Origin of the sequence: Bradyrhizobium sp. CCGUVB23 (assembly GCF_024199885.1) — a bacterium.
Taxonomy (GTDB): Bacteria; Pseudomonadota; Alphaproteobacteria; order Rhizobiales; family Xanthobacteraceae; genus Bradyrhizobium.
This window is the reverse complement of the sequence record NZ_JANADQ010000001.1, coordinates 10115414-10134368: the sequence shown is the minus strand read 5'-3', so window position 1 is coordinate 10134368 and position 18955 is coordinate 10115414. Positions and strand designations below refer to the sequence as shown.

Genomic DNA, 18955 nt, shown 5'->3' with positions numbered 1-18955 from the left:
CTGAATCGGGAATTTGGGCACGAAGGGTCCTGGCCGGCTCGGATGGTCCGAGCCGGGGCCAGAAGTCGCAGGGGAAGTAGTTCGGCCTGTCAGGCCGCGTGCGGCGTGCTGTCGGTGATCGCGTCGACGGCGGCGGCGATGTCGCGCATGCTGATGACGGAGACGAGGCTGTAGTCGTCGATCACGGGCAGGTGCCGGATGTGGTGCCGGTTCATCAGATGCCGCACGTGCTCGATTGTGTCGGAGGAGGTGCAGGAGACGAGCTGCTGCACCGAGATGAGCTGCGAGACCTTGACGTTGACGCTGGCCGCGCCGTGCTCGGCGACGGCGCGCACCACGTCGCGCTCGGTGAACATGCCGACGGCGGTGTTGCCCTCGGAGCGGACGACGTCCTTGACCACGAGCGCGCTGATGTTGTTGGCGCGCATCAGCTTCGCGGCAATACCCACCGTTTCGTTCATACGCACGGTCACGACGCGCGACGTCTTCTTGCGCAGAATGTCTCCGACCAGCATTGCAACCTCCCTGGGTGAACGATCTGGAAATAGTCTGGTATACATTATGCCAATCGTCAAGCGCTGGATTTGGCGCATCCGAAAAATCTTGCGGCAGCAATGCTGACGTTTCGCATGCGCCAACCAGCAAAAAGAAAGGGGCGCAATACTGCGCCCCTTTTGGCCGATGCGAAAGCGTTTGCTCTCGCTACGCCGTCTCGGTCTTTGCGTTGCCCGTTGCAGCCTCGATCGTCGCGGCTTCCTTGCCGAGGATGAAGGAGCGCCGCAGCGGCTTGATCACGAACACCGCCATCAGCGCCGCCGTCGCGTTCAGCGCGACTGCAACGACGAATACCGCCTTCCAGCCATAGGTCGCCGAGATCACGCTTGCGAGCGGCACCAGCAACGAGGCGGTGCCCTTCGCAGTGTAGAGCATGCCGTTGTTGGTGGTTGCGAACTTCGAACCGAAGGTGTCGCCGCAGGTTGCGGGGAACAGCGAGTAGATCTCGCCGAACACGCCGAAGTACACCGCCGTCGCAAGCACGAACACGATCGGCACGTGGCCATAGGCCGATAGCGTCAGCAGCATCAAGGCGGCCGTGCCGAAGGCGATGAACATGGTGTGCTCGCGGCCGATATTGTCGGAGACCCAGCCGAAGAACGGACGGCCGAAACCGTCGAAGATGCGGTCGAGCGAGATCGCGAAGGTCAGCGCCGCCATCTGGAAGCCGGCGAGCGTGACCGGCGTGTTGGCGATGTTGAAGTCGTGTGCGATCGGCGCGATCTGGGCAGCGGTCATCAGGCCGCCGGAGGCAACCATCACGAAGACCACATACATCACCCAGAAAATTGGGCTGCGCAGCACCTGCGGCGGGGTGAAGTCGATCTTGGTCTGCGGCAGGTTGAGCTTCTTCTTCCTCGGCGGCACGAAGATCGACGGCGGCTGGATGAAGAAGGCGAGCACGAAGACGATCACGCCCTGGCCGATGCCGAAGGTGAAGAACGCGGTCTGGTAGCCGCTGGAGGCGATCATGCTGGCGATGGGCACCACGGTGATCGCCGCGCCCGCACCGAAGCCTGCGGCGGTCGCGCCGGCGGCAAGGCCGCGACGGTCGGGGAACCATTTCAACGCGTTGCCGACGCAGGTGCCGTACACCGCGCCCGCGCCCATGCCGCCGACGACTGCGGCGGCGTAGAGAAAGGTGAGCGAGTCAGCGTAGGAGTTGAGCACCCAGGACAGGGCGATCATCACGCCGCCGAACATGATCACGATGCGCGGGCCGTATTTGTCGACGAACCAGGCCTCGATCGGCACGAGCCAGGTTTCGGTCACCACGAAGATCGTGAAGGCGAGCTGGATCGCGGCGCGGCCCCAGTGATGCTTGGCATCGATCGGATCGACGAACAGCGTCCAGCCATATTGCAGGTTGGCGATCATCGCCATGCAGACGATGCCCATCACGAGCTGGAGCCAACGGAAACCACTTCGAAGAGGCGCGGCCGTGACGGCGCCGTCCGTGCTGGAAATCATCAACAACCTCCCAACGCGCTGCCTGTTGTTACCCGGCGTCGGCAAGACGACGGAGTGTCGCAAATCTTGTGGCGTATGGTCGCAAGCGCGGCGCGGAGCTTGGTATACCATATCCCAGAATGCAAGTCCTATCTTGCGGTGCGTCGCAGCAAAATGCGCTGGTTCCTTCGGATTATGTGAAGTTGGAACTATTCTCTAAAAACGAAACGCCCGGCCCCCAAAGGGGCCGGGCGCAGTGCGCGAGATTGGAAGGGTGAGGGCTTAGGCGGACGCCTGCGCGACGACCGTCTTGCGCCAGGGTTTCAGCACCAGGATCGCAAGCAACGAGGCAAGGATGTTGGCGCCGGCCGCGATGATGAACACGTTGTCCCAATGGCCCGAGGTCTGCTGCACATAGTTGGCCAAGGGAACAAGGAGCGCGGCCGTGCCCTTCGCAGTGTAGAGCAGGCCCGCATTGGTGGTCGCGAACTTAGCGCCGAACGTGTCGGTGCAGGTCGAGGGGAACAGCGAGTAGATCTCACCCCAGGCGAAGAACACGAAGCCCGACAGCAACACGAACCAGACGGGATCGTGGCCCCAGAGGTAGAGCATCCAGATGCCGATGCCTTCCATGCCGAAGGCGATGAACATCGTGTTCTCGCGGCCGATCATGTCGGAGATCCAGCCGAAGAACGGACGCGTCAGGCCGTTGAGCACGCGGTCGATGGTCGCTGCGAACGTCACCGCCGTCATGGTCATGCCCATGAGCGTGACCGGAATGGCGTCGACCTTCCAGTCGACCGCGATCGGCTTGAGATTCGCCGTCACCATCAAGCCGCCGGCGCCGACGATCATGAACATGAAGTACATCAGCCAGAAGATCGGCTGGCGCAGCACTTCCGTTGGCTGATAGTTGCGCCGGCTCTGCACGAGCGCGGCATTCTGCACCACGTTCGGCACCTGGCCCGGCTTCGGCGCGAGCAGGAAGAAGGCGAGGATGCAGATGATGATGCCTTGGCCGAGGCCGAAATAGAGGAAGGTGGACTGGAATCCCGAGTCCTTGATCATCGCCTGGATCGGCGCGACCGTGAGCGCGGAGCCGGCGCCGAAGCCGGCCGCCGTGAGGCCGGCGGCAAGACCGCGCTTATCCGGAAACCATTTCAGCGCGTTGCCGACGCAGGTGCCGTAGACGGCGCCGGCGCCGATGCCCGCGATGATCATGCCGAGATAGTAACCGTTCAGCGTGGTGGCCTTGGCGTTGATCATCCAGCCGATCGCGCAGAGCACGCCGCCGACGAGGACGACGATGCGCGGACCGTATTTGTCGACGAACCATCCCTCGACCGGCACGAGCCAGGTCTCGAACAGCACGAACAACGTAAACGCCCACTGGATCGAGGCGCGATCCCAGCCGAATGTTTTCTGGATGTCGGGGACGAAGAACGTCCAGCCATATTGATAGTTCGCGATCATCACCATCGCGGCGACGCCGATCGCGAGTTGAGCCCAGCGAAAGGTGTCGCTGACGCGCGCGGCCGTTGGGGCCGTTGTTGCGTGCACCATGTCCGTCATGAATCCTCCAGATGCGCTTCTCTTTTTTGCGAGCGCTGTAGAGGCATTCTTGTATTCATTATGCCAAGCTTCAAGCGCCCGACGGCTCACCGTGCGCTTATGCCGCAACCTGCTTGTGTGGAGGTCGCGCAACGAGCCGTATGCGCAAATAGAAATGGCCCCGCGCAGAGGGGCCATTCATCGAAAGTCGCAATTCGGGAGATTTAAACTCGGCGCGACAATTCGACGCGCTGAAGGTCTCAGAGGCCGAAGCGCGGCTGGTCGCCGTTGCGGATGGAGATCTCGGCGCTTGCCATCAGCAGGCGGTCGATCGCGGCCACGAGGCGGCTGATCAGGGAGCTGGAGGGCTGGAGCGCGACGGCGGCGGACTTGGACATCGGAAGTTCCCTTTCTCAAGACGGTCAGTATTGCTGTCTCATCCTTGAAAGGCAATCTATGTATACCAGATGCCAACGGCAATCGGTTTGTTTGCATAGCAGCATTCGGCATCCTGCATTGCAGCATAGAAATCCCCTAAAGCAGCTGTTTCGGGCATAAAGCTGCGAAAATGGAGCAAAACGGGGCCGTTTTCGTTGCTGTAGCCGTCCCCAAGCCCGATCGGCTCCACCCAGGTTGACGCCGTGGGGCGATAGGGTCTTTATTCGCCTGACGGGGATGTGCGATCTCCCCGTGAGGCGACATGCCCAAGAATCGCGTCCTGACTTCGCAAGGACGCCGCATGTCAGCTCCCATCCGGATTTCACCAGACAAACGATCTCGACTTGCCGGCACCACGAGCGCGCCGGCGCACGTTGAGGCGCGCTGCCTCCGCGGAGCGGCGCCTGTTGCCCTGGGGCAGGACACAACCAGGAGAACAATCATGCGCAAATCCATCATCTCTTGTGCGGCACTGCTGTTGATGGCGATCAGCGGACTTTTGCCCGCGCGCGCCCAGGACATCGACTGGCAAAGGGTCGATGACACGCTGGGACGAAAGCCGGCAGTGGCCGGCGACGTGCATCGTTACGGCTTTCCGCGCAGCGATCTTGCCGTGACGCTCGACGGCGTGGCCATCAAGCCGGCGCTTGCGCTCGGTGGCTGGATCGCGTTCAAGCCCGCGCATGGCGGCGCGATGATCATGGGTGATCTGGTGCTGCTCGAATCCGAGATCAATCCGGTGATGTCTAAGATGATCGCGAGTGGGCTCGAGATATCAGCCGTGCACAATCATCTGCTGCGCGCCAATCCTATGACGTTCTACATGCATGTCGCCGGACATGGCGATCCCGTTAGACTTGCCACGTCCATCCATGACGCGCTCGCCGAGAGCAAGACGCCGCTCACCGTCGCCGCGCCGTCGAGTCCGCCGCCCGCGGTCGATCTCGACACGGGGCAGCTCGATCAGATCATCGGCGTCAAGGGACAGGCCAACGGTGGCGTCTACGCGTTCACCGTGCCGCGTCGCGATCCCATCAGCGAAGGCGGCATGCCGCTCAATCCCGTCGGACCGCTGGGAGTTGCGACCGGCATCAACTTCCAGCCGACCGGCGGCGGCAAGGCTGCCATCACCGGCGATTTCGTGCTGACAGGCGAGGAGGTGAACGCGGTGATTGCGGCGCTCAAGTCGAACGGCATCGAGGTGACCGCGCTGCACAGCCACATGCTCGACGAGCAGCCGCGGCTGTTCTTCATGCATTTCTGGGCCAACGACGACGCGGTCAAGCTCGCCAGGGGCCTGCGCGCCGCGCTCGACAAGACCGCAAGCACGAAGAGCTGAGGCAATGGTCGCAAGACCGGTGACGGGACGCGATAGCGCAAAGGAGTCAGGCGATGTCTTACCAGGCCAAACCGATACCGTTCGATCCAAAGTCGATCAGCGGCATCTCCGAAAAAATACTCGTGAGCCACTACGAGAACAACTACGTCGGCGCGGTGAAGCGGCTCAACGCGATCGGCGCGCAGCTTGCCGAGCTCGACTTCGCCAAGGCGCCGAACTTCGTCATCAACGGCCTGAAGCGCGAAGAGCTGATCGCGTCGAACTCGATGATCCTGCACGAGGTCTACTTCGACGGCCTCGGCGGTGCGGGCGGGCCGAGCGGCGCGCTCGCCGACGCGATTGCGCGCGACTTCGGCAGCGTGGAGCGCTGGCGGACGGAATTCGCGGCGATGGGCAAGGCGGAAGGCGGTGGTTCGGGTTGGGTGATACTTTCCTATTCACCGCGCGACAGGCGGCTCATCAATCAATGGGCCGCCGACCATACGACAACGCTTGCCGGAGGTCGCCCGGTGCTGGTGCTCGACATGTATGAGCACGCCTATCACATGGACTTCGGCGCTGCGGCCGCCCGCTATGTCGACGTCTACATGGAGGCCATTCGCTGGGACAACGCCGCCAAGCTGTACGAACAATACGCGAGGGAAACCTGAGGAGGAACGCGTGAACGAACAAAGGGGACTCGACCCGCAATATCCGGGTGGCGGCCGCTGACGAAAATGTCTCGCCGGCAATCCGCTGCTGATCGCGGCAACCGCAGTCGTCGGCTTGATCTCCTATCCGATCCTGCGATGAGGCTGAGTGAGGGTGCACTACTCGAACGCAACGGGGGCGACGATGTCCCATTGGTTCAGGAAATTGGTCGTGGCGTTGGCCGGCGTCGTGCTGGGCGGCGCTGCGACGTCCGCTCAAGCGGAAGAGAACGGCCCCCTGCAACTCGAGGCCAAGATTCTGTTGGGCAAGGTGCGTGGACGGATAGATCACTTGGCAGTCGACCTGAAGCGACAGCGGTTGTTCATAGCCGAGCTCGGCAACGACAGCGTCGGCGTCGTCGATCTCGCAAGTCGCAGCGTGATGCGCACGATATCCGGGTTGAATGAGCCGCAAGGCGTTGGCTATGAGCCAACGACCGATACCCTGTTCGTCGCCAATGCCCGAGATGGCTCGGTGAAGCTGTTCGATGGCAACGACTACAAGGCGAAGGGGCAAATCGAGCTTGGAAGCGATGCTGACAATGTTCGCATCGATGCCGCTGCCCAACGGGTCATCGTCGGCTACGGCGATGGCGCATTGGCGATCGTCGATGCTTCGAGCCGCAAGAAGGTCCGGGATGTGCCGTTGAAAGCGCACCCCGAAAGCTTCCAGATCGAGCCGGAGACCGGTCGCATCTTCGTAAACCTGCCTGACGCCCACGCCGTCGCGGTGATGGACAGCCATTCGGGGAAACAGCTCGCCAATTGGCCGATGGACAAAGGCGGGAATTTCGCGATGACCGTCGATTACAACCGAAACCGCGTCCTTCTGGTGTTCCGCAGTCCGGCCGAGCTTGCTGTCCTCTCCTCGACAGACGGCAAGCCCGTCGCCAAGGCCGAAACCTGCGGCGATGTCGACGATCTCTTCATCGATGCAAAGCGTGAACGCGTCTATGTGAGCTGCGGCACGGGTTATGTCGACGTGTTTGAAATCGACGGCGCGACCTATCGGGGGACCGCGCGCATACCGACCGCGACAGGTGCGCGAACTTCACTGTTTGTGCCGGAGATGGACCGTCTGTTTGTCGCCGTCCGTGCGGGCTTCGCCGGGTCGGCAGCCATATGGGTGTTCAAGCCGATGCCGTGAGGTCGATTTGTCGGGAGGCAGCAATGTGCAAAAGCGACGAAGGTTTCCGGGAATGCCCGAAGCGCCTTGCACCCGACCTTGCCATCGGGCGGCGACCGCTTGCTTGGTCCGCTCCAGCGTTGGCCTATCGCCCCTTATCGCCGAAGCGCCGATTTAAGGCGGCGTGCATCCTCTGCCGCTTCCGCCAAAAGCCAGTTTCGGAACGTCACGATCTTCGGCACGTTCGACGTCGCTTTGGGGCACACAATCCAATACGTCTTCGACAATGGAAGCGAATTCGGAAAGGGGCGTATCAACCGGCCGTTGATCAGATCCCATGCGGCCAAGGTCGTTCGCGCAAGCGCAATGCCCTGCCCATTGATGGCGGCATCAATGACCATGCTCGCTCGGTTGAGAAGCGGTCCATGTGTGACCGCGCTCTCATCGACTCCGGCTTCCCGCAGCCAATGCGTCCAATCCGCCCGGCTGTCCAGATGGATCAGAGCAAACTTCAGGATGTCCGTGGGCTCTCTGAGTCTGCGGCGTCCCAAGAGCAGCTTCGGGCTGCAAACTGCAAAAAGCCGCTCGCCGCTCAACTGGACGGTATCGAACCCCGGCCAGTTGCCGTCGCCGTGCCGGACGGCAAGGTCGACGTCCTCGCGCGCGAAGTCCACATGATGCAGCGTTGCCGAGACGCGGAGATCGATGCCGGAGTGCGCTTCGGCAAAATGACCGAGACGATGCACGAGCCATTTGGCGGCGAAGTCGGGCGAGGTGCTGACGGTCAGAACACCGGCGTTCTGACGTTGGAGAAGTCGCTCGGTGCCAACTGCAATCCGGTCCAGGGCGTCGCGCACGACCGTGAGATAGTCGCGCCCCGCTTCCGTGATGACCAGACGCTGGCGTTCACGATTGAACAGCTTGAGCCCGAGCCCCTGTTCGAGCGCCTTGACCTGCTGGCTTACCGCACCCTGCGTAACACAGAGTTCCTCGGCAGCGCGCGTGAAGCTTTCGTGCCGTGCGGCGGCTTCGAACGCTTTCAGGTTGTTGAGGGGCGGCAGGCGCGGGCGCATCGTGCGACTAACTTCATAAGCTAAGCTAGGGCAGGGACGAGAAAGGATGGTTTGCCGTCAGCCTGCCGGCGGAATTATTGAAAGGCTCCAGATCAACATTTCATGAGTTTTGGAGCTTGTCGATGTCAACCTCGACCATTCGTGTGGATCGCCATGGTTCGTTACTTCATCAGAAAAAGTGGGGCACCGGCGCCGGCCTGGCCTGGCGTCGAATTTGCCTTATGCGGGCGCGACACAGACAGCGCAAGGCGCTCCGCGATCTCGCTGATGATCCCCATCGGCTCTCGGACATCGGCATGACTCGCGAGCAAGCACTGCAAGAGGCCGACAAGCCCTTCTGGTGGTGACGTCCGATCAACCGCCCATCGAGTGAGACTACAATGCCCGATCCGATTGTATATGGCTTCCCGCGAAGCACTTACGTCAACATCGTTAGGCTTGTGCTGACGCACAAGGACGTGCCGTATTCCTTTCATGACCTTGAAGCGGTGATGGGCAAGCCGGAGCATCTGGCGTTGCATCCGTTCAACCGTGTACCGATCCTGCAGCACGGCGGTCTTACGATCTACGAGACCAGTGCGATTGCCTCCTATGTAGACGAGGCGTTTTCCGGGCCACGCCTGACGCCGCAGGACGTCGGTGACCGTGCCCGCATGAACCAGTGGATCAGCGCGGTCAACTCCTACTACTACCCATACATGATCTATCATGTGACGCATGAACGGCTCGTCTTTCCCGAGCTTGGCATCGCATCCGATGAAAAGGTCGTGGCGCATGCGCTGCCAAAAGTCGAGCTTGGGCTTGCCGTCCTGGAGCGCGAGCTATCGCATGGGCGGGACTATCTGATCGGTGCCGAGATCACGCTTGCGGATTTCTTCATCCTGCCAAGTACCTTCGCGTTTAGCCTGACCGAGGAGGGCCGCAAGATGTATCCGCAATTCCCCGCCTTTTGCCGGTGGCGCGAGCGAATGGAAAGCCTGCCCACAACGAGGAAGTTGCGGGCAATTCTACCACCTCGAGCTCCCATTGATCATGCCCGCGAATGGGCCAATTCGCACCGGCCGAAATATTGATGCGTCACGCTGTCGGCGCGGCTCCGAATGGTCTGGATCAAGAGATTTCGAAGCAGCGTTGGGAGGCGACTTATGGATGGACTTGTCTTCGCGCTGTTTGCGCTTGCCGCGCTCGTCGGCGGCTTCGTCAGTGGCTTCTCCGGCTTCGCCATGGGCCTCGTCGTATCCGGCGTCTGGCTGCACATCATCACGCCGATGCAGACCGCCACGCTGATCGCGGGCTATGGCCTGCTCACGCAAGGCTACGGCATCTTCAAGCTGCGGCATGTGCTCGACCTCAGGAAAGCCTGGCCGCTAACGCTCGGCACCGTGATCGGCATACCGATCGGCGTCAGCATCCTCGCCTATCTCAACCCGGCCCACCTGCGGTCCGGCGTCGGCGTCCTGCTGATGCTCTATTCGATTTATGGCCTCACGCGGCCGGTGTTCGCGCCGATGAAGATCGGCACCGGGGCGGACATCGCGATCGGCATCTCCAACGGGCTGCTCGGCGGCCTGACCGGGCTCGGCGGTATCATCTCGACGATCTCCTGCCAGTGGCGCGGCTGGCCCAAGGAGGTGCAGCGTGCCGTGTTTCAGCCGGTGCTGTTCGTGGCCTTCGTGGTGATCTCGCTGTCTCAGGCCGCAGCCGGGACCGTTACCAGGGATACGCTTGTGCTCTATGCGCTGGGCGTGCCGTTCATGGTCGCAGGCCTTTGGTCGGGCTTCAGGCTGTTTGGAAAGATCGACGACGATACCTTCCGCAAGACGGTGCTGGCGCTGCTGCTGTTCGCGGGATTGTCGCTGATCGTCTCGGTGCTGCCGTTTGCCTTTCGCTAACTCGTGAGGACACCGTGCCGCTGAAAACCCTTGGCGTCATCGCCATCCCCGGCGGATTGAACAGCGACTTCGATCACGCCGCCTTCGATCCCAGAACCCGCCGCGTCTTCATCGCCCACACCGGGCGCGATTGCATCGAGGTGATCGATCACGACGCGCACACGCACATCGCAACGCTTCCGGGCTTTCCGGGGGTGGCAGGTGCGGTCGCCGATGACGGCGAGATCCTGACCACCAACCGCGGCGCAGCCACGATCTCCTGGCTGGACGCTGCGACCTACGAGATCAAGGGCGTCTTCCCGTCGGGGCCGCGGCCGAACGGCGCAGCGATCATTGGGCGTAAGGGGATCGGCATCGCCGCCTGCATCGGCGATGCGCAGCGGGGACCGACGCTGCAATGCATCGATCTGAATGAGGTGACGCAGCGCGCGATCGATCTGCCCGGCCGGCCGCGCTGGTGCGTCACCGACGACGCGGCCGAGCGGGTGTTTCTCTGCATCCGCGAGCCCTCGATGATCCTGACGGCCCGGCTACCCGATCTCGGCGACGTCGTGCATTGCCCATTGCCATCAGGCGGTGCACACGGTCTCGATATCGATCACATCAGCCGCCGGCTTTACGCCGCCTGCGATGACGGCGAGCTGGTGGAGGTCGACATCACGTCTGGAAAGGTGACCAACGCCTGGCCTATCGCAGGCCCGCCCGACGTGACCTTCTTCAACCCGGCGACCGGCCGTGTCCATGTGGCAATCGGCGAGCCCGGTGTGATCGAGACGATCGATCCGAAGACGGGTGCGCGATTACGGACCACGACCGGGAAGGGGGCGCACACCACCGCGATGGTCTTTCCCGACCAGCTCTACGTGATTTCGCCGCGCCATGGCGCAGTCTTGGTCTTGGCCGACGGATGACGGCATTTCAGTGGATCGGGGTCTTGGCAGGGCGATTCAAAGCCGCTAATGGTCTGCCCCCTTTTCCAATCATCTGTCAGAGTGGTTCATGTCGAGCGCCTCGCCCGCCGTCTCGATCGGCATCGATTTTGGGACCAGCAACACGGTCGTCGCGCTCGCGGCGGACGATCGCCGGGTCGAGGCCATCCGCTTCGATCATGGCGGACAACGCCACAGCGTCTTTGTGTCGGCCCTGTGCTTCTGGGAGGACCGGCCGGGAAGCGGAGCCCAGGCTGAAGGCGGCCCGTGGGCGATCGAGCAGTTTCTCGAAGGACGCCACATCTACCGCTTTCTCCAGTCGTTCAAGACCTTCGCTGCCAGCAGCAGCTTCAATTCCACCCAGGTGTTCCGGCAGCGCTACAAGTTCGAGGATATTCTCGCGGCGTTCCTGCGAACGCTGGCGCGCCATGGCGGAGACAAATTCGGCTTCGAGGTGGCAAGCATCACGGTCGGCCGCCCTGTGCGCTTTGCCGGGGGCAATCCCGACGAAGCGCTGGCGATGCAGCGCTATCGGGCCGCGTTCGAACGCCTGGGCGCCGGCCACGCGCGCTATGTCTACGAGCCTGTGGGAGCGGCGTTCTCCTTCGCCCGTCGGCTGGAGCGCGATGCCACCGTATTGGTTGCGGATTTCGGCGGCGGCACGAGCGATTTCTCCGTGATGCGTTTCTCGCGAACGGGGGGCAGCTTGCGGGCGGAGCCGCTCGGCCACGCCGGCATCGGCATCGCGGGCGATACGTTCGACTACCGCATCGTCGACCACGTCGTCTCGCCGCGGCTGGGCAAGGGCTCCAGCTTCCGCTCGTTCGACAAGGTGCTGCCGATCCCCAGCGGCCACTACACCAACCTCGCGCGCTGGCATCAACTCGCGATGATGAAGAGCAACGGCGATCTGCGCCAGCTCCGGGAGCTTGCGCGCACCGCGCTCAAGCCGGCTCTGCTCGAGGATTTCATCACCATCGTCGATCTCGACCTCGGCTTTTCGCTGTACCGCGCGGTGTCCGACGCCAAGGTCGCGCTGTCGGCCCAGGATCAGGTCGATTTTCGCTTCAATCACGGCGGGGTCGACATTGGCTCGACCATCACACGGAAAAACTTCGAAGCCTGGATTGCCGACGATATCGCCCGGCTCAGCGCGACCATCGACAAGGTGCTGGGCGAGGCCGGCATCACGGTGCGCGAGGTGGAAAAGGTGTTCTTGACCGGCGGGACATCCTTCGTGCCCGCCGTCCGGCGGTTGTTCGCCGAGCGGTTCGGCAACGAACGGCTGATGTCGGGAGATCAGTTCGAGTCGATCGCCTACGGCCTCGCCCTGATCGGGCACAGTCCCGACCCGGACCGCTGGGCCGCTAGTGGCGGACTCAAGTCGAGAGCGGGCGCCTGAGCATCGGCCCGCGGTCACGCGGCTTCCCAAGACTCGAGTTCATCAATCCGCGTCGGCTTCGGTCGTAAGCAGACATGCGGCCGCAAGTTGGTCGAGGTCTGCCAAGACCCGAGGCCGACATTCATTGATTTAGATCAATTCGCAATCGCGTCATTCTGTCTCTTGGCGCGGCGGGGGCGGCGCTTCGATTATTTCGGGCAAGTCGCAGGAGGTCCAAGATGAAGCCCAACAAGTCGTTGTCTGGCATCAATCGCCGCGTGCTGCTTTCAGGATTTGCGATGGTTCCGGCCCTGTCCGGTCTCTCCCTTTCTGCATCCGCACAAATGCGGCCGACACAGGACGAACCGTTGGGTTCTTGGAACGAAGGGCCGGCCAAGAAAGCGATCCTTGATTTCGTCCGTTCCACGACCGATCAAGCCAGTTCCAAATTCGTGCCGCCCGAGGGGCGTATCGCCACCTTTGACCAGGATGGCACGTTATGGGTTGAGCACCCGGTCTACTCGCAGGTTGTCTACTGCTTGGACAGGGTGCCAGCCTTGGTCGAACAAGACCCGAAGCTCAAAGACGTTGAGCCATTCAAGACGGTCCTGTCGGGAAATCGCGAGGCAATCGCCAAGCTCTCGCTACATGATCTCGAAAAAGTCCTCTTCGCCACGCTGACCGGCATGTCAGTGGACGACTTCGACGTGGACGTAAAGAAATGGGTGACGAGCGCAAAGGACGGACGCTGGAAGCGACCCTACACCGACCTCATCTACCAACCGATGCTGGAAGTGATGCAGTATCTGCGCAGTAACGGCTTCAAGACCTACATCGTGACCGGCGGCGGTCAGGACTTTGTGCGTGTTTACAGCGAGCGTGTCTACGGCATTCCGCCCGAGCAGGTGGTGGGTACGGCTGCTGGCACGAAGTTCGGATACCAGAAGGACGGCACGCCGTTCCTAACCAAGGAGCCCACGTTGCTTCTGAACGACGACAAGGCTGGGAAGCCCGAAGGCATCCATTTGATGATCGGCAGGCGGCCTCGAGCGTCGTTTGGAAACTCGGACGGCGACCGGGAGATGCTTGAATACACGGGCGTTGGCGACGGTGCGCGGCTGATGATGCTGGTCATGCACGACGACGCGCAACGCGAGTACGCGTACGGACCAGCACAGGGACTTCCCGAGACCAAAGTGGGCGCGTTCAGTCAAGACCTCTATGAGGAAGCGAAGAAGAAGAGCTGGATCGTTATCAGCATGAAGAACGACTGGAAGCGCATCTTTGGGTTCGACGGAAACGGTTGACGTCCGTTTCTGGCCTTAGCTGACCACGCTCAGAACGCTGCGACGTCTGTTGTCGGAAGAGGAGCGGACGGGGGCGGCAAGGCTAACGATGTGCTGAATGGACCTTGCGCGAATGGATCTAAATCCTAGGCGCAGTAGAAAACGGCCCGGAGGGTCGGGGAGACTTCCGGGCCGAGCATCTCCTCCACAAAAGACCCCCTCGTGCGGCGAGGAGGCTACGCTTCGATGGAAACACCACGGTGCAACAACCGCAGAACACGCGCCGCTGCAAATATCTTCTTGGTAAGGCAGATTAACTCGCCGCAAGCTTCATCCGTTTTGGGTTCGAAAGCGGTCGCGGGCTACCGATGACAGGCGCTGCCCGGCCGCGCCCCAAATCCGAAGGACACCTGCGCTCAGGCGTCCCGCGTGAACCCAGCGCGCAGTGTCCGCCAAAGCATGATCCGGACAAGCGCGAAGCGGCTTTCCGGGAAGGCGCGATGACGGTTCATCCCAATCTCATCGCGCTTTAGTGCACGACCAGCACCGGCACGCTTCCGTCGGCCAGGACCTCCGATGTTTGGCTCCCCAGGAATAGCTTCCTGAGGCCGCGACGCCCATGAGAGCCCATGACGATTAGGTCGCAGCCTCCAGACTTTGCTGTTTCGATAATCGTAGTAGCTGGGTGCGCATTCGGAACATGCAGGAGTTCTACGGATATCCCGATCCGCTCCGCCATAGCTCGAGCTTCATCGAGCACTTTGCCCGCATGCAGGCTGCGTCAAAGCGATCAAACTCTTCCTGTGAGGGAATCCACCCTCCGGCGTGTCCGCCGCCATAGTCGACCGGGAGCGGTTCCGTTACGGTGATGACTGTCACTTTGGCGTTCAAGGCCTTTGCCAAACCAATCCCATGCTCAATGCCTTTTTTCGCGACATCCGATCCATCCGTGCTCAAGAGAATATTGGCGTACATTTGGAGGCTCCCTTGCTCGTCGAATATTTCCCCCGCTTTCGCAGGCGGTCGCACGCCGCGATCTTCGTCAGCTTGTGCGCTGATGCACATCCTGTTTGCCGGTATGCGCCTTTCAGGGGAAATGGTGGGGTTCTATCAGAAACATGACCCCGACGCAGAGCAGCACGCCGGTCACGAAGCCGATCAGGAACCCGAAAAAGAATTCAGTTTTCATCGAGGTGATCATGGGAGGCCCGACGCGCCGCTGCTGATCATCGAAGAAGATGCCTGAGTGTTCCGGCGTTTATGTACTTACCAGAAATGATCGACCCTCGCCATGCATCGAGTGCCACTCCGGCGTTCGACCGGAACGAGCTCGAGATATTCGTCGCAAAACGCGTGGTCGGGACGTGCATCGACGGCTGTTTTGTGATCCGGGGCCGCGAAATCATTGGGTCCCTTATTGGATTTTCCCCACCCCGGCGCGAATCATTCTGACCTTGCGTGCCCGAAGCAACTGGGACGGCCGTCTCTGGCGGGCAATTGTCTTTAGGGACAATTGCAAGCCTCGGTTCTGTCGCCTTTTATGGGAGGGCATATCGGCAACCCGATAGGCATCGCTCCAACGGTCCCGTAGCGGCCGCCCGTTGTGGGACCGTTGGTGCGGATCGGGTCGGCTTGCCGATCATCACGGACGAACGGCGGCGAATCCTCACTAAGACCTTTGGCGTTGGAGCAAGCGAAAGACCCCCTAAAGCGGAAGGCGCTCTCACAGAGAGCGCAGCGATGATCGAGGCGTACATTTAAGCACCGACGGCAAAAGTCATCTCGCGCCATAACATCTCCTGAAGTGAAGTCGGCTCGGCCATCGTTGAAGCCGCGAGTCTGGTTGGCGCTCATGGCGTTGGGCTGTGGCAGGGTGAGCAAAAGTCGCGGTCCTGCCTCGGACAGTGAGCAGATCCACCAGCAAAGAACAAGGAAGTGATAATATGGCGACGGGTACGGTGAAGTGGTTTAATGGTCAAAAGGGGTTTGGATTTATCGCTCCGGATGATGGCGGCAACGATATTTTCGTTCACATCAGCGCGGTCCAACGCGCGGGCCTTTCTGGCCTGGCAGAAGGCCAAAAGGTCTCCTACGAAGTCAAGGTCGACCCCAGGCGTGGCAAAAGCAGCGCAGAAAACCTGAGGGTCTGACGCGTCCACTGACGATTGATCTCCAGCAGAAATTGCCGAGGCGACTGGGCTGCGCCTTCCCCCAGAGGACGCAGCGACAAGGAGCTATGACGAAATGCAAGTCTTCGTTCGCGACAACAATATCGAACAAGCACTTCGAATTCTAAAAAGGAAGATGCAGCGCGAAGGCGTGTTCAGAGAAATGAAGCGGGCGAGCTTCTATGAGAAGCCCTCGGAAAAAGCGGCGCGCGAAAAGTCCGAAGCCGTTCGTCGTGCTCGCAAGCTGGCTCGGAAGCAGGCTATCCGAGAAGGATTGATTGCCGCCTCGGTCAAGAAACCCGGCGATAGGCGCCAGAGCCGCGCGCGTCCCAGCGTTGCGCCGACCAGCCCCAAAAAACCATGACGAAACACGGCCGGGGTCCTGTTTGGTAACGGTGCGACGTCCCGCTCGTGTTTCACACAGGCAGCTACGGCAGCTTTCTGTGCACGTGAGCATCACAGATGCTGATGCGCAGCGGCAACCGTCCGCTTTCGCGGATCGAGCTGAAGGCTTGGCCCAGGTTATGCTCCGATCGGATTGAAAACGGGGCTGGTGCGTTGGCGTTCGATCCGTATGCCGCGCTCGGCGAGGTCGCGTAGCTGCAGGAACATCATTGCGGTCATCAAGGCGTCGTCAAAAGCATCGTGCTGTGCAAGCGGAGGAATTTTGAGGTCGCGGAGGATCGCGGCGAACGAGAGATCGATCGAGGTGTTGGGCGGCGCATCACCGTATTTGCGCTCGTAGTAAAGTCGTGAAATTTCAATCCGCTCGTTCGGCAGTTCGATCCCGACCAGCGGAAGGATGTATTTGTCCAGCATGGCGATGTCGAAGTCGACGTAGTAGCCGATGAGCGGGCGCGGCCCGATGAACCGGAGAAAACTCGGCAGTACTTTCCAGACGATCGGCGCGGCCTCGACATCGGAGTGACGCAATCGGTGGATCTTGATTGCTTCGGCCCCCATCTCGCTGTCCGGGTGGACGACGGCTTCGAAATGCTCGCTGGTCAGAATCCGATTGCCACGGATCCTGATGGCCGCAATGGTGACGATGTCGTCCGTCCGCACGTTGAGACCCGTGGTCTCGCAATCTATGACGACAAAGTCATCGTCCGGAGCCCGATCGAACATGAATCGATACGACTGATCGCTCAGGGTCGCCTGATGGAGCAATCGTTTGATCGCACGTGGCAACATCTTTAGAACATGCCCAGCTTGAAACGATGACGGACAATTTCTCGAAACTGCTTCACGACCTGGAGCGCATCGCGCAGCAGATGACGTTCCATGCTGGACAAATGCGCGGGTCTCACCAGAGTGCCCGACGCGCCGCCGGATGCGGCCAGTTGGCCGTCGAGCCGGAGCATCAGCAGGAACCGGAAGGCCTGTTTCAGGTCGCGTCCAAAATCCGCTCGCAACACTCCCAGATCACATAGTCGGGAGATTCGCTTGTCGGTGGACGTCTCGCGCAGGCCCTGTTCGAGCGCCAGGCTGCGAACGCCGTGCACGATAGGAAAGATTCCGCCTTTCTTGAGGTCGAGTGCGTCTCCGCTACCCTCGGATGTGATCAGGTTGTTGAAGAGGCCGATTGGCGTTTCGAAGGCGTCAATTGCGCGCGCAAAGTGGGCCAGGAACGCTTGTTCACCCCGGATCAGCTCGATCAGCGTCGCCTTGGCCCTGTCCAGCAATGACGCGTTGCCGGCGATCGCCTGTGCATCGTAGACGATGGCCACATTCATGTGCGCGGCCTCGTCGGGGAGCGCGATCCAGCGACGGAAATCTGCCAGGTAATCGGTGAGCGGCTTCGACCATGCCGGATTGCTCACCATGATGTTGCCGGGGCAGGGCGGAAACCCGAAACGTCCTAGCGCGCCGGAGAACTCGTTCCGGAAAGACTCCAGGGAGTTGCTCTCAACCGGACCATCGAGGATGAGACCGTTGTCCTGGTCAGTGCGCATGGTCTGCTCGCCGCGGCCCTCGCTACCCATCACGATCAGGCAACCGCTGGTCCGCAGCTCTGCCGGCGCGACCATCTCGAACAGTCTGGACAGCAGGCGCCGGTTGAGGTCGGAGACGATCTCCGCGATGACCTCGACCTTGACGCCTTGCCGCCGCAGAACCCGCGTTTGCGCCTCGGTCTCGCGTGCAGCACTCGCGAGATCCTGCAGGCTGGCGCCTCGATCGATGCGGCCGGCAACGACCTGAGCACTGCCTGCCAGGAAGCCCAGGAGATCGATTTCCTCGAGAATGCCGACAAACCGTTCACCGTCGTGCACGGCGAGCCGCCGCTTGTTATGCTTCGTCATGAGCAGGAGAGCCGAGGAGACGAAATCGTCGGGGCGGATCGACACGATGTCGAAATTCGCGAGCTCGCCCACCGGAGTCTGGATCGGCAGACGCCGCAACACCACCGCTTTGGACAGGTTCATGCCCGTGATAATGCCGATCCGCTCGCCATTGCGAACGAACAGCGCGTTGCTGTTGATCTCGCGCATCAGGTGACCGGCGGCTTCAATCGTGTCGGTCGCAGCCATAAACGAGGGAGGGTGCAGGAAGAGCTCGCCAACCTTGGCATGCATCAGCGAGCCGTAACGTCTGGCTTCCTCGTCGTTGGCGAGCTCATCCAGCTTTTGAGAGATTTCGCGGTAGAAGAATGCCGCAAATCGCGGATTGGCCCTGATCAGGTTGAGGGCGACTTTCCGGGGGATCACATAGCAAAGCGTTTCATCGCGGGCGAGAAACTTGTGTCCGTTCTGGTCGTGAACGAGTGCGCGGCTATCGAAGGTGTCCTTTGGACCAAGCAGCGCGAGCAGATCGGCTTCACCGCGCTCCTCGACTGTGCCTTTGATGACGACATAGAGGGCATCTGCGGGGGCGTCCCTACGGATGATTGCCTCGCCCGGACGGAAGTACGCGACGTCGAGCGCCGCTCGCAGCGTCTCGGCCTCGTTCGGCGTCAGGCGATCGAATGGTGGATTGTTGATGTCGAATGCCTTGGGCATTTCGGCCTTCCGAAGACACGGACGATCCAGGCCCCGGCGATTGACCCTCGAAACGTGGCATCGGCCGGTCCAGTGACCCG

At 61.4% G+C, this 18955-nt stretch carries 19 protein-coding genes and 1 pseudogene; 12 read left to right on the top strand and 8 right to left on the bottom strand.

The genetic code is table 11. The annotated features are described in order from the left end of the window. Window positions 1–89: 89 nt before the first annotated feature. From NLN62_RS47695 to NLN62_RS47680, 4 genes are all read right to left on the bottom strand, one after another. On the bottom strand, window positions 90–515 hold the full coding sequence (locus tag NLN62_RS47695; protein WP_027521245.1) for a CBS domain-containing protein: 426 nt from the start codon (window positions 513–515) through the stop codon (window positions 90–92). Window positions 516–702: 187 nt separating this feature from the next. Further along, window positions 703–2025 (bottom strand): oxalate/formate MFS antiporter, encoded by a 1323-nt coding sequence (oxlT, locus tag NLN62_RS47690; protein ID WP_027521244.1) that lies wholly within the window; start codon window positions 2023–2025, stop codon window positions 703–705. A gap of 261 nt (window positions 2026–2286) precedes the next feature. Next, window positions 2287–3576 (bottom strand): oxalate/formate MFS antiporter, encoded by a 1290-nt coding sequence (oxlT, locus tag NLN62_RS47685; protein WP_027521243.1) that lies wholly within the window; start codon window positions 3574–3576, stop codon window positions 2287–2289. Between the two features lie 239 nt (window positions 3577–3815). Further along, window positions 3816–3953 (bottom strand): hypothetical protein, encoded by a 138-nt coding sequence (locus NLN62_RS47680; protein ID WP_198031694.1) that lies wholly within the window; start codon window positions 3951–3953, stop codon window positions 3816–3818. 482 nt (window positions 3954–4435) lie between these two features. Here NLN62_RS47680 and NLN62_RS47675 point away from each other — a divergent pair, with 482 nt between their 5' ends. From NLN62_RS47675 to NLN62_RS47665, 3 genes are all read left to right on the top strand, one after another. Further along, on the top strand, window positions 4436–5332 hold the full coding sequence (locus NLN62_RS47675; RefSeq protein WP_371933091.1) for a DUF1259 domain-containing protein: 897 nt from the start codon (window positions 4436–4438) through the stop codon (window positions 5330–5332). A gap of 53 nt (window positions 5333–5385) precedes the next feature. Further along, the gene (locus tag NLN62_RS47670; protein WP_027521241.1) at window positions 5386–5982 is read left to right on the top strand and encodes a superoxide dismutase; all 597 of its coding nucleotides are present in this window, start codon (window positions 5386–5388) and stop codon (window positions 5980–5982) included. Window positions 5983–6193: 211 nt separating this feature from the next. Continuing rightward, complete coding sequence (locus tag NLN62_RS47665) at window positions 6194–7168, top strand: YncE family protein (RefSeq protein WP_254113268.1); 975 nt, start codon at window positions 6194–6196, stop codon at window positions 7166–7168. 134 nt (window positions 7169–7302) lie between these two features. On the opposite strand, the gene NLN62_RS47660 is transcribed toward NLN62_RS47665, so the two are convergent. Further along, complete coding sequence (locus NLN62_RS47660; RefSeq protein WP_254113267.1) at window positions 7303–8220, bottom strand: transcriptional regulator GcvA; 918 nt, start codon at window positions 8218–8220, stop codon at window positions 7303–7305. Window positions 8221–8342: 122 nt separating this feature from the next. Here NLN62_RS47660 and NLN62_RS47655 point away from each other — a divergent pair, with 122 nt between their 5' ends. The 6 genes from NLN62_RS47655 to NLN62_RS47630 all read left to right on the top strand — a co-directional run bounded on the left by NLN62_RS47655 (window position 8343) and on the right by NLN62_RS47630 (window position 13729). Continuing rightward, the gene (locus tag NLN62_RS47655) at window positions 8343–8567 is read left to right on the top strand and encodes a DUF1127 domain-containing protein (RefSeq protein WP_198031693.1); all 225 of its coding nucleotides are present in this window, start codon (window positions 8343–8345) and stop codon (window positions 8565–8567) included. A gap of 33 nt (window positions 8568–8600) precedes the next feature. Next, on the top strand, window positions 8601–9293 hold the full coding sequence (locus NLN62_RS47650; protein ID WP_254113266.1) for a glutathione S-transferase family protein: 693 nt from the start codon (window positions 8601–8603) through the stop codon (window positions 9291–9293). A gap of 72 nt (window positions 9294–9365) precedes the next feature. Continuing rightward, the gene (locus tag NLN62_RS47645; protein WP_254113265.1) at window positions 9366–10112 is read left to right on the top strand and encodes a sulfite exporter TauE/SafE family protein; all 747 of its coding nucleotides are present in this window, start codon (window positions 9366–9368) and stop codon (window positions 10110–10112) included. A 14-nt stretch (window positions 10113–10126) separates the two neighbouring features. Then, window positions 10127–11023, top strand: a complete 897-nt coding sequence (locus tag NLN62_RS47640) for a YncE family protein (RefSeq protein WP_254113264.1) — start codon at window positions 10127–10129, stop codon at window positions 11021–11023. An 88-nt stretch (window positions 11024–11111) separates the two neighbouring features. Further along, window positions 11112–12443: an Hsp70 family protein gene (locus tag NLN62_RS47635; RefSeq protein ID WP_254113263.1), complete on the top strand. Its 1332-nt coding sequence runs from the start codon at window positions 11112–11114 to the stop codon at window positions 12441–12443. Between the two features lie 218 nt (window positions 12444–12661). Continuing rightward, window positions 12662–13729, top strand: a complete 1068-nt coding sequence (locus NLN62_RS47630) for an HAD family phosphatase (RefSeq protein ID WP_254113262.1) — start codon at window positions 12662–12664, stop codon at window positions 13727–13729. A 508-nt stretch (window positions 13730–14237) separates the two neighbouring features. Here the strand turns inward: NLN62_RS47630 and NLN62_RS47625 are convergent. Beyond that, window positions 14238–14683: pseudogene (locus NLN62_RS47625) on the bottom strand (universal stress protein). An 82-nt stretch (window positions 14684–14765) separates the two neighbouring features. Here NLN62_RS47625 and NLN62_RS47620 point away from each other — a divergent pair. The 3 genes from NLN62_RS47620 to rpsU all read left to right on the top strand — a co-directional run bounded on the left by NLN62_RS47620 (window position 14766) and on the right by rpsU (window position 16240). Next, window positions 14766–14954 (top strand): hypothetical protein, encoded by a 189-nt coding sequence (locus tag NLN62_RS47620; RefSeq protein WP_156944081.1) that lies wholly within the window; start codon window positions 14766–14768, stop codon window positions 14952–14954. A 697-nt stretch (window positions 14955–15651) separates the two neighbouring features. Next, window positions 15652–15858, top strand: coding sequence for a cold-shock protein (locus NLN62_RS47615; protein ID WP_027521232.1), 207 nt, complete (start codon window positions 15652–15654; stop codon window positions 15856–15858). A 94-nt stretch (window positions 15859–15952) separates the two neighbouring features. Continuing rightward, window positions 15953–16240: a 30S ribosomal protein S21 gene (gene rpsU / locus NLN62_RS47610; RefSeq protein ID WP_254113261.1), complete on the top strand. Its 288-nt coding sequence runs from the start codon at window positions 15953–15955 to the stop codon at window positions 16238–16240. A gap of 158 nt (window positions 16241–16398) precedes the next feature. Here the strand turns inward: rpsU and NLN62_RS47605 are convergent, their stop codons facing one another. After that, entirely contained in the window at window positions 16399–17070 is a 672-nt protein-coding gene (locus NLN62_RS47605; RefSeq protein ID WP_027521231.1) for a 3'-5' exonuclease, read from the bottom strand. A gap of 2 nt (window positions 17071–17072) precedes the next feature. After that, complete coding sequence (locus tag NLN62_RS47600; RefSeq protein ID WP_254113260.1) at window positions 17073–18875, bottom strand: putative nucleotidyltransferase substrate binding domain-containing protein; 1803 nt, start codon at window positions 18873–18875, stop codon at window positions 17073–17075. Between the last annotated feature and the right edge of the window lie 80 nt (window positions 18876–18955).

Coding starts and splice junctions, on each gene's coding strand:
- NLN62_RS47695 (WP_027521245.1), bottom strand. CDS start 515: ATGCTGGTCGGAGACATTCTGCGCAAGAAGACGTCGCGCGTCGTGACC.
- oxlT (WP_027521244.1), bottom strand. CDS start 2,025: ATGATTTCCAGCACGGACGGCGCCGTCACGGCCGCGCCTCTTCGAAGT.
- oxlT (WP_027521243.1), bottom strand. CDS start 3,576: ATGACGGACATGGTGCACGCAACAACGGCCCCAACGGCCGCGCGCGTC.
- NLN62_RS47680 (WP_198031694.1), bottom strand. CDS start 3,953: ATGTCCAAGTCCGCCGCCGTCGCGCTCCAGCCCTCCAGCTCCCTGATC.
- NLN62_RS47675 (WP_371933091.1), top strand. CDS start 4,436: ATGCGCAAATCCATCATCTCTTGTGCGGCACTGCTGTTGATGGCGATC.
- NLN62_RS47670 (WP_027521241.1), top strand. CDS start 5,386: ATGTCTTACCAGGCCAAACCGATACCGTTCGATCCAAAGTCGATCAGC.
- NLN62_RS47660 (WP_254113267.1), bottom strand. CDS start 8,220: ATGCGCCCGCGCCTGCCGCCCCTCAACAACCTGAAAGCGTTCGAAGCC.
- NLN62_RS47655 (WP_198031693.1), top strand. CDS start 8,343: ATGTCAACCTCGACCATTCGTGTGGATCGCCATGGTTCGTTACTTCAT.
- NLN62_RS47650 (WP_254113266.1), top strand. CDS start 8,601: ATGCCCGATCCGATTGTATATGGCTTCCCGCGAAGCACTTACGTCAAC.
- NLN62_RS47645 (WP_254113265.1), top strand. CDS start 9,366: ATGGATGGACTTGTCTTCGCGCTGTTTGCGCTTGCCGCGCTCGTCGGC.
- NLN62_RS47635 (WP_254113263.1), top strand. CDS start 11,112: ATGTCGAGCGCCTCGCCCGCCGTCTCGATCGGCATCGATTTTGGGACC.
- NLN62_RS47630 (WP_254113262.1), top strand. CDS start 12,662: ATGAAGCCCAACAAGTCGTTGTCTGGCATCAATCGCCGCGTGCTGCTT.
- NLN62_RS47620 (WP_156944081.1), top strand. CDS start 14,766: ATGCACATCCTGTTTGCCGGTATGCGCCTTTCAGGGGAAATGGTGGGG.
- NLN62_RS47615 (WP_027521232.1), top strand. CDS start 15,652: ATGGCGACGGGTACGGTGAAGTGGTTTAATGGTCAAAAGGGGTTTGGA.
- rpsU (WP_254113261.1), top strand. CDS start 15,953: ATGCAAGTCTTCGTTCGCGACAACAATATCGAACAAGCACTTCGAATT.
- NLN62_RS47605 (WP_027521231.1), bottom strand. CDS start 17,070: ATGTTGCCACGTGCGATCAAACGATTGCTCCATCAGGCGACCCTGAGC.
- NLN62_RS47600 (WP_254113260.1), bottom strand. CDS start 18,875: ATGCCCAAGGCATTCGACATCAACAATCCACCATTCGATCGCCTGACG.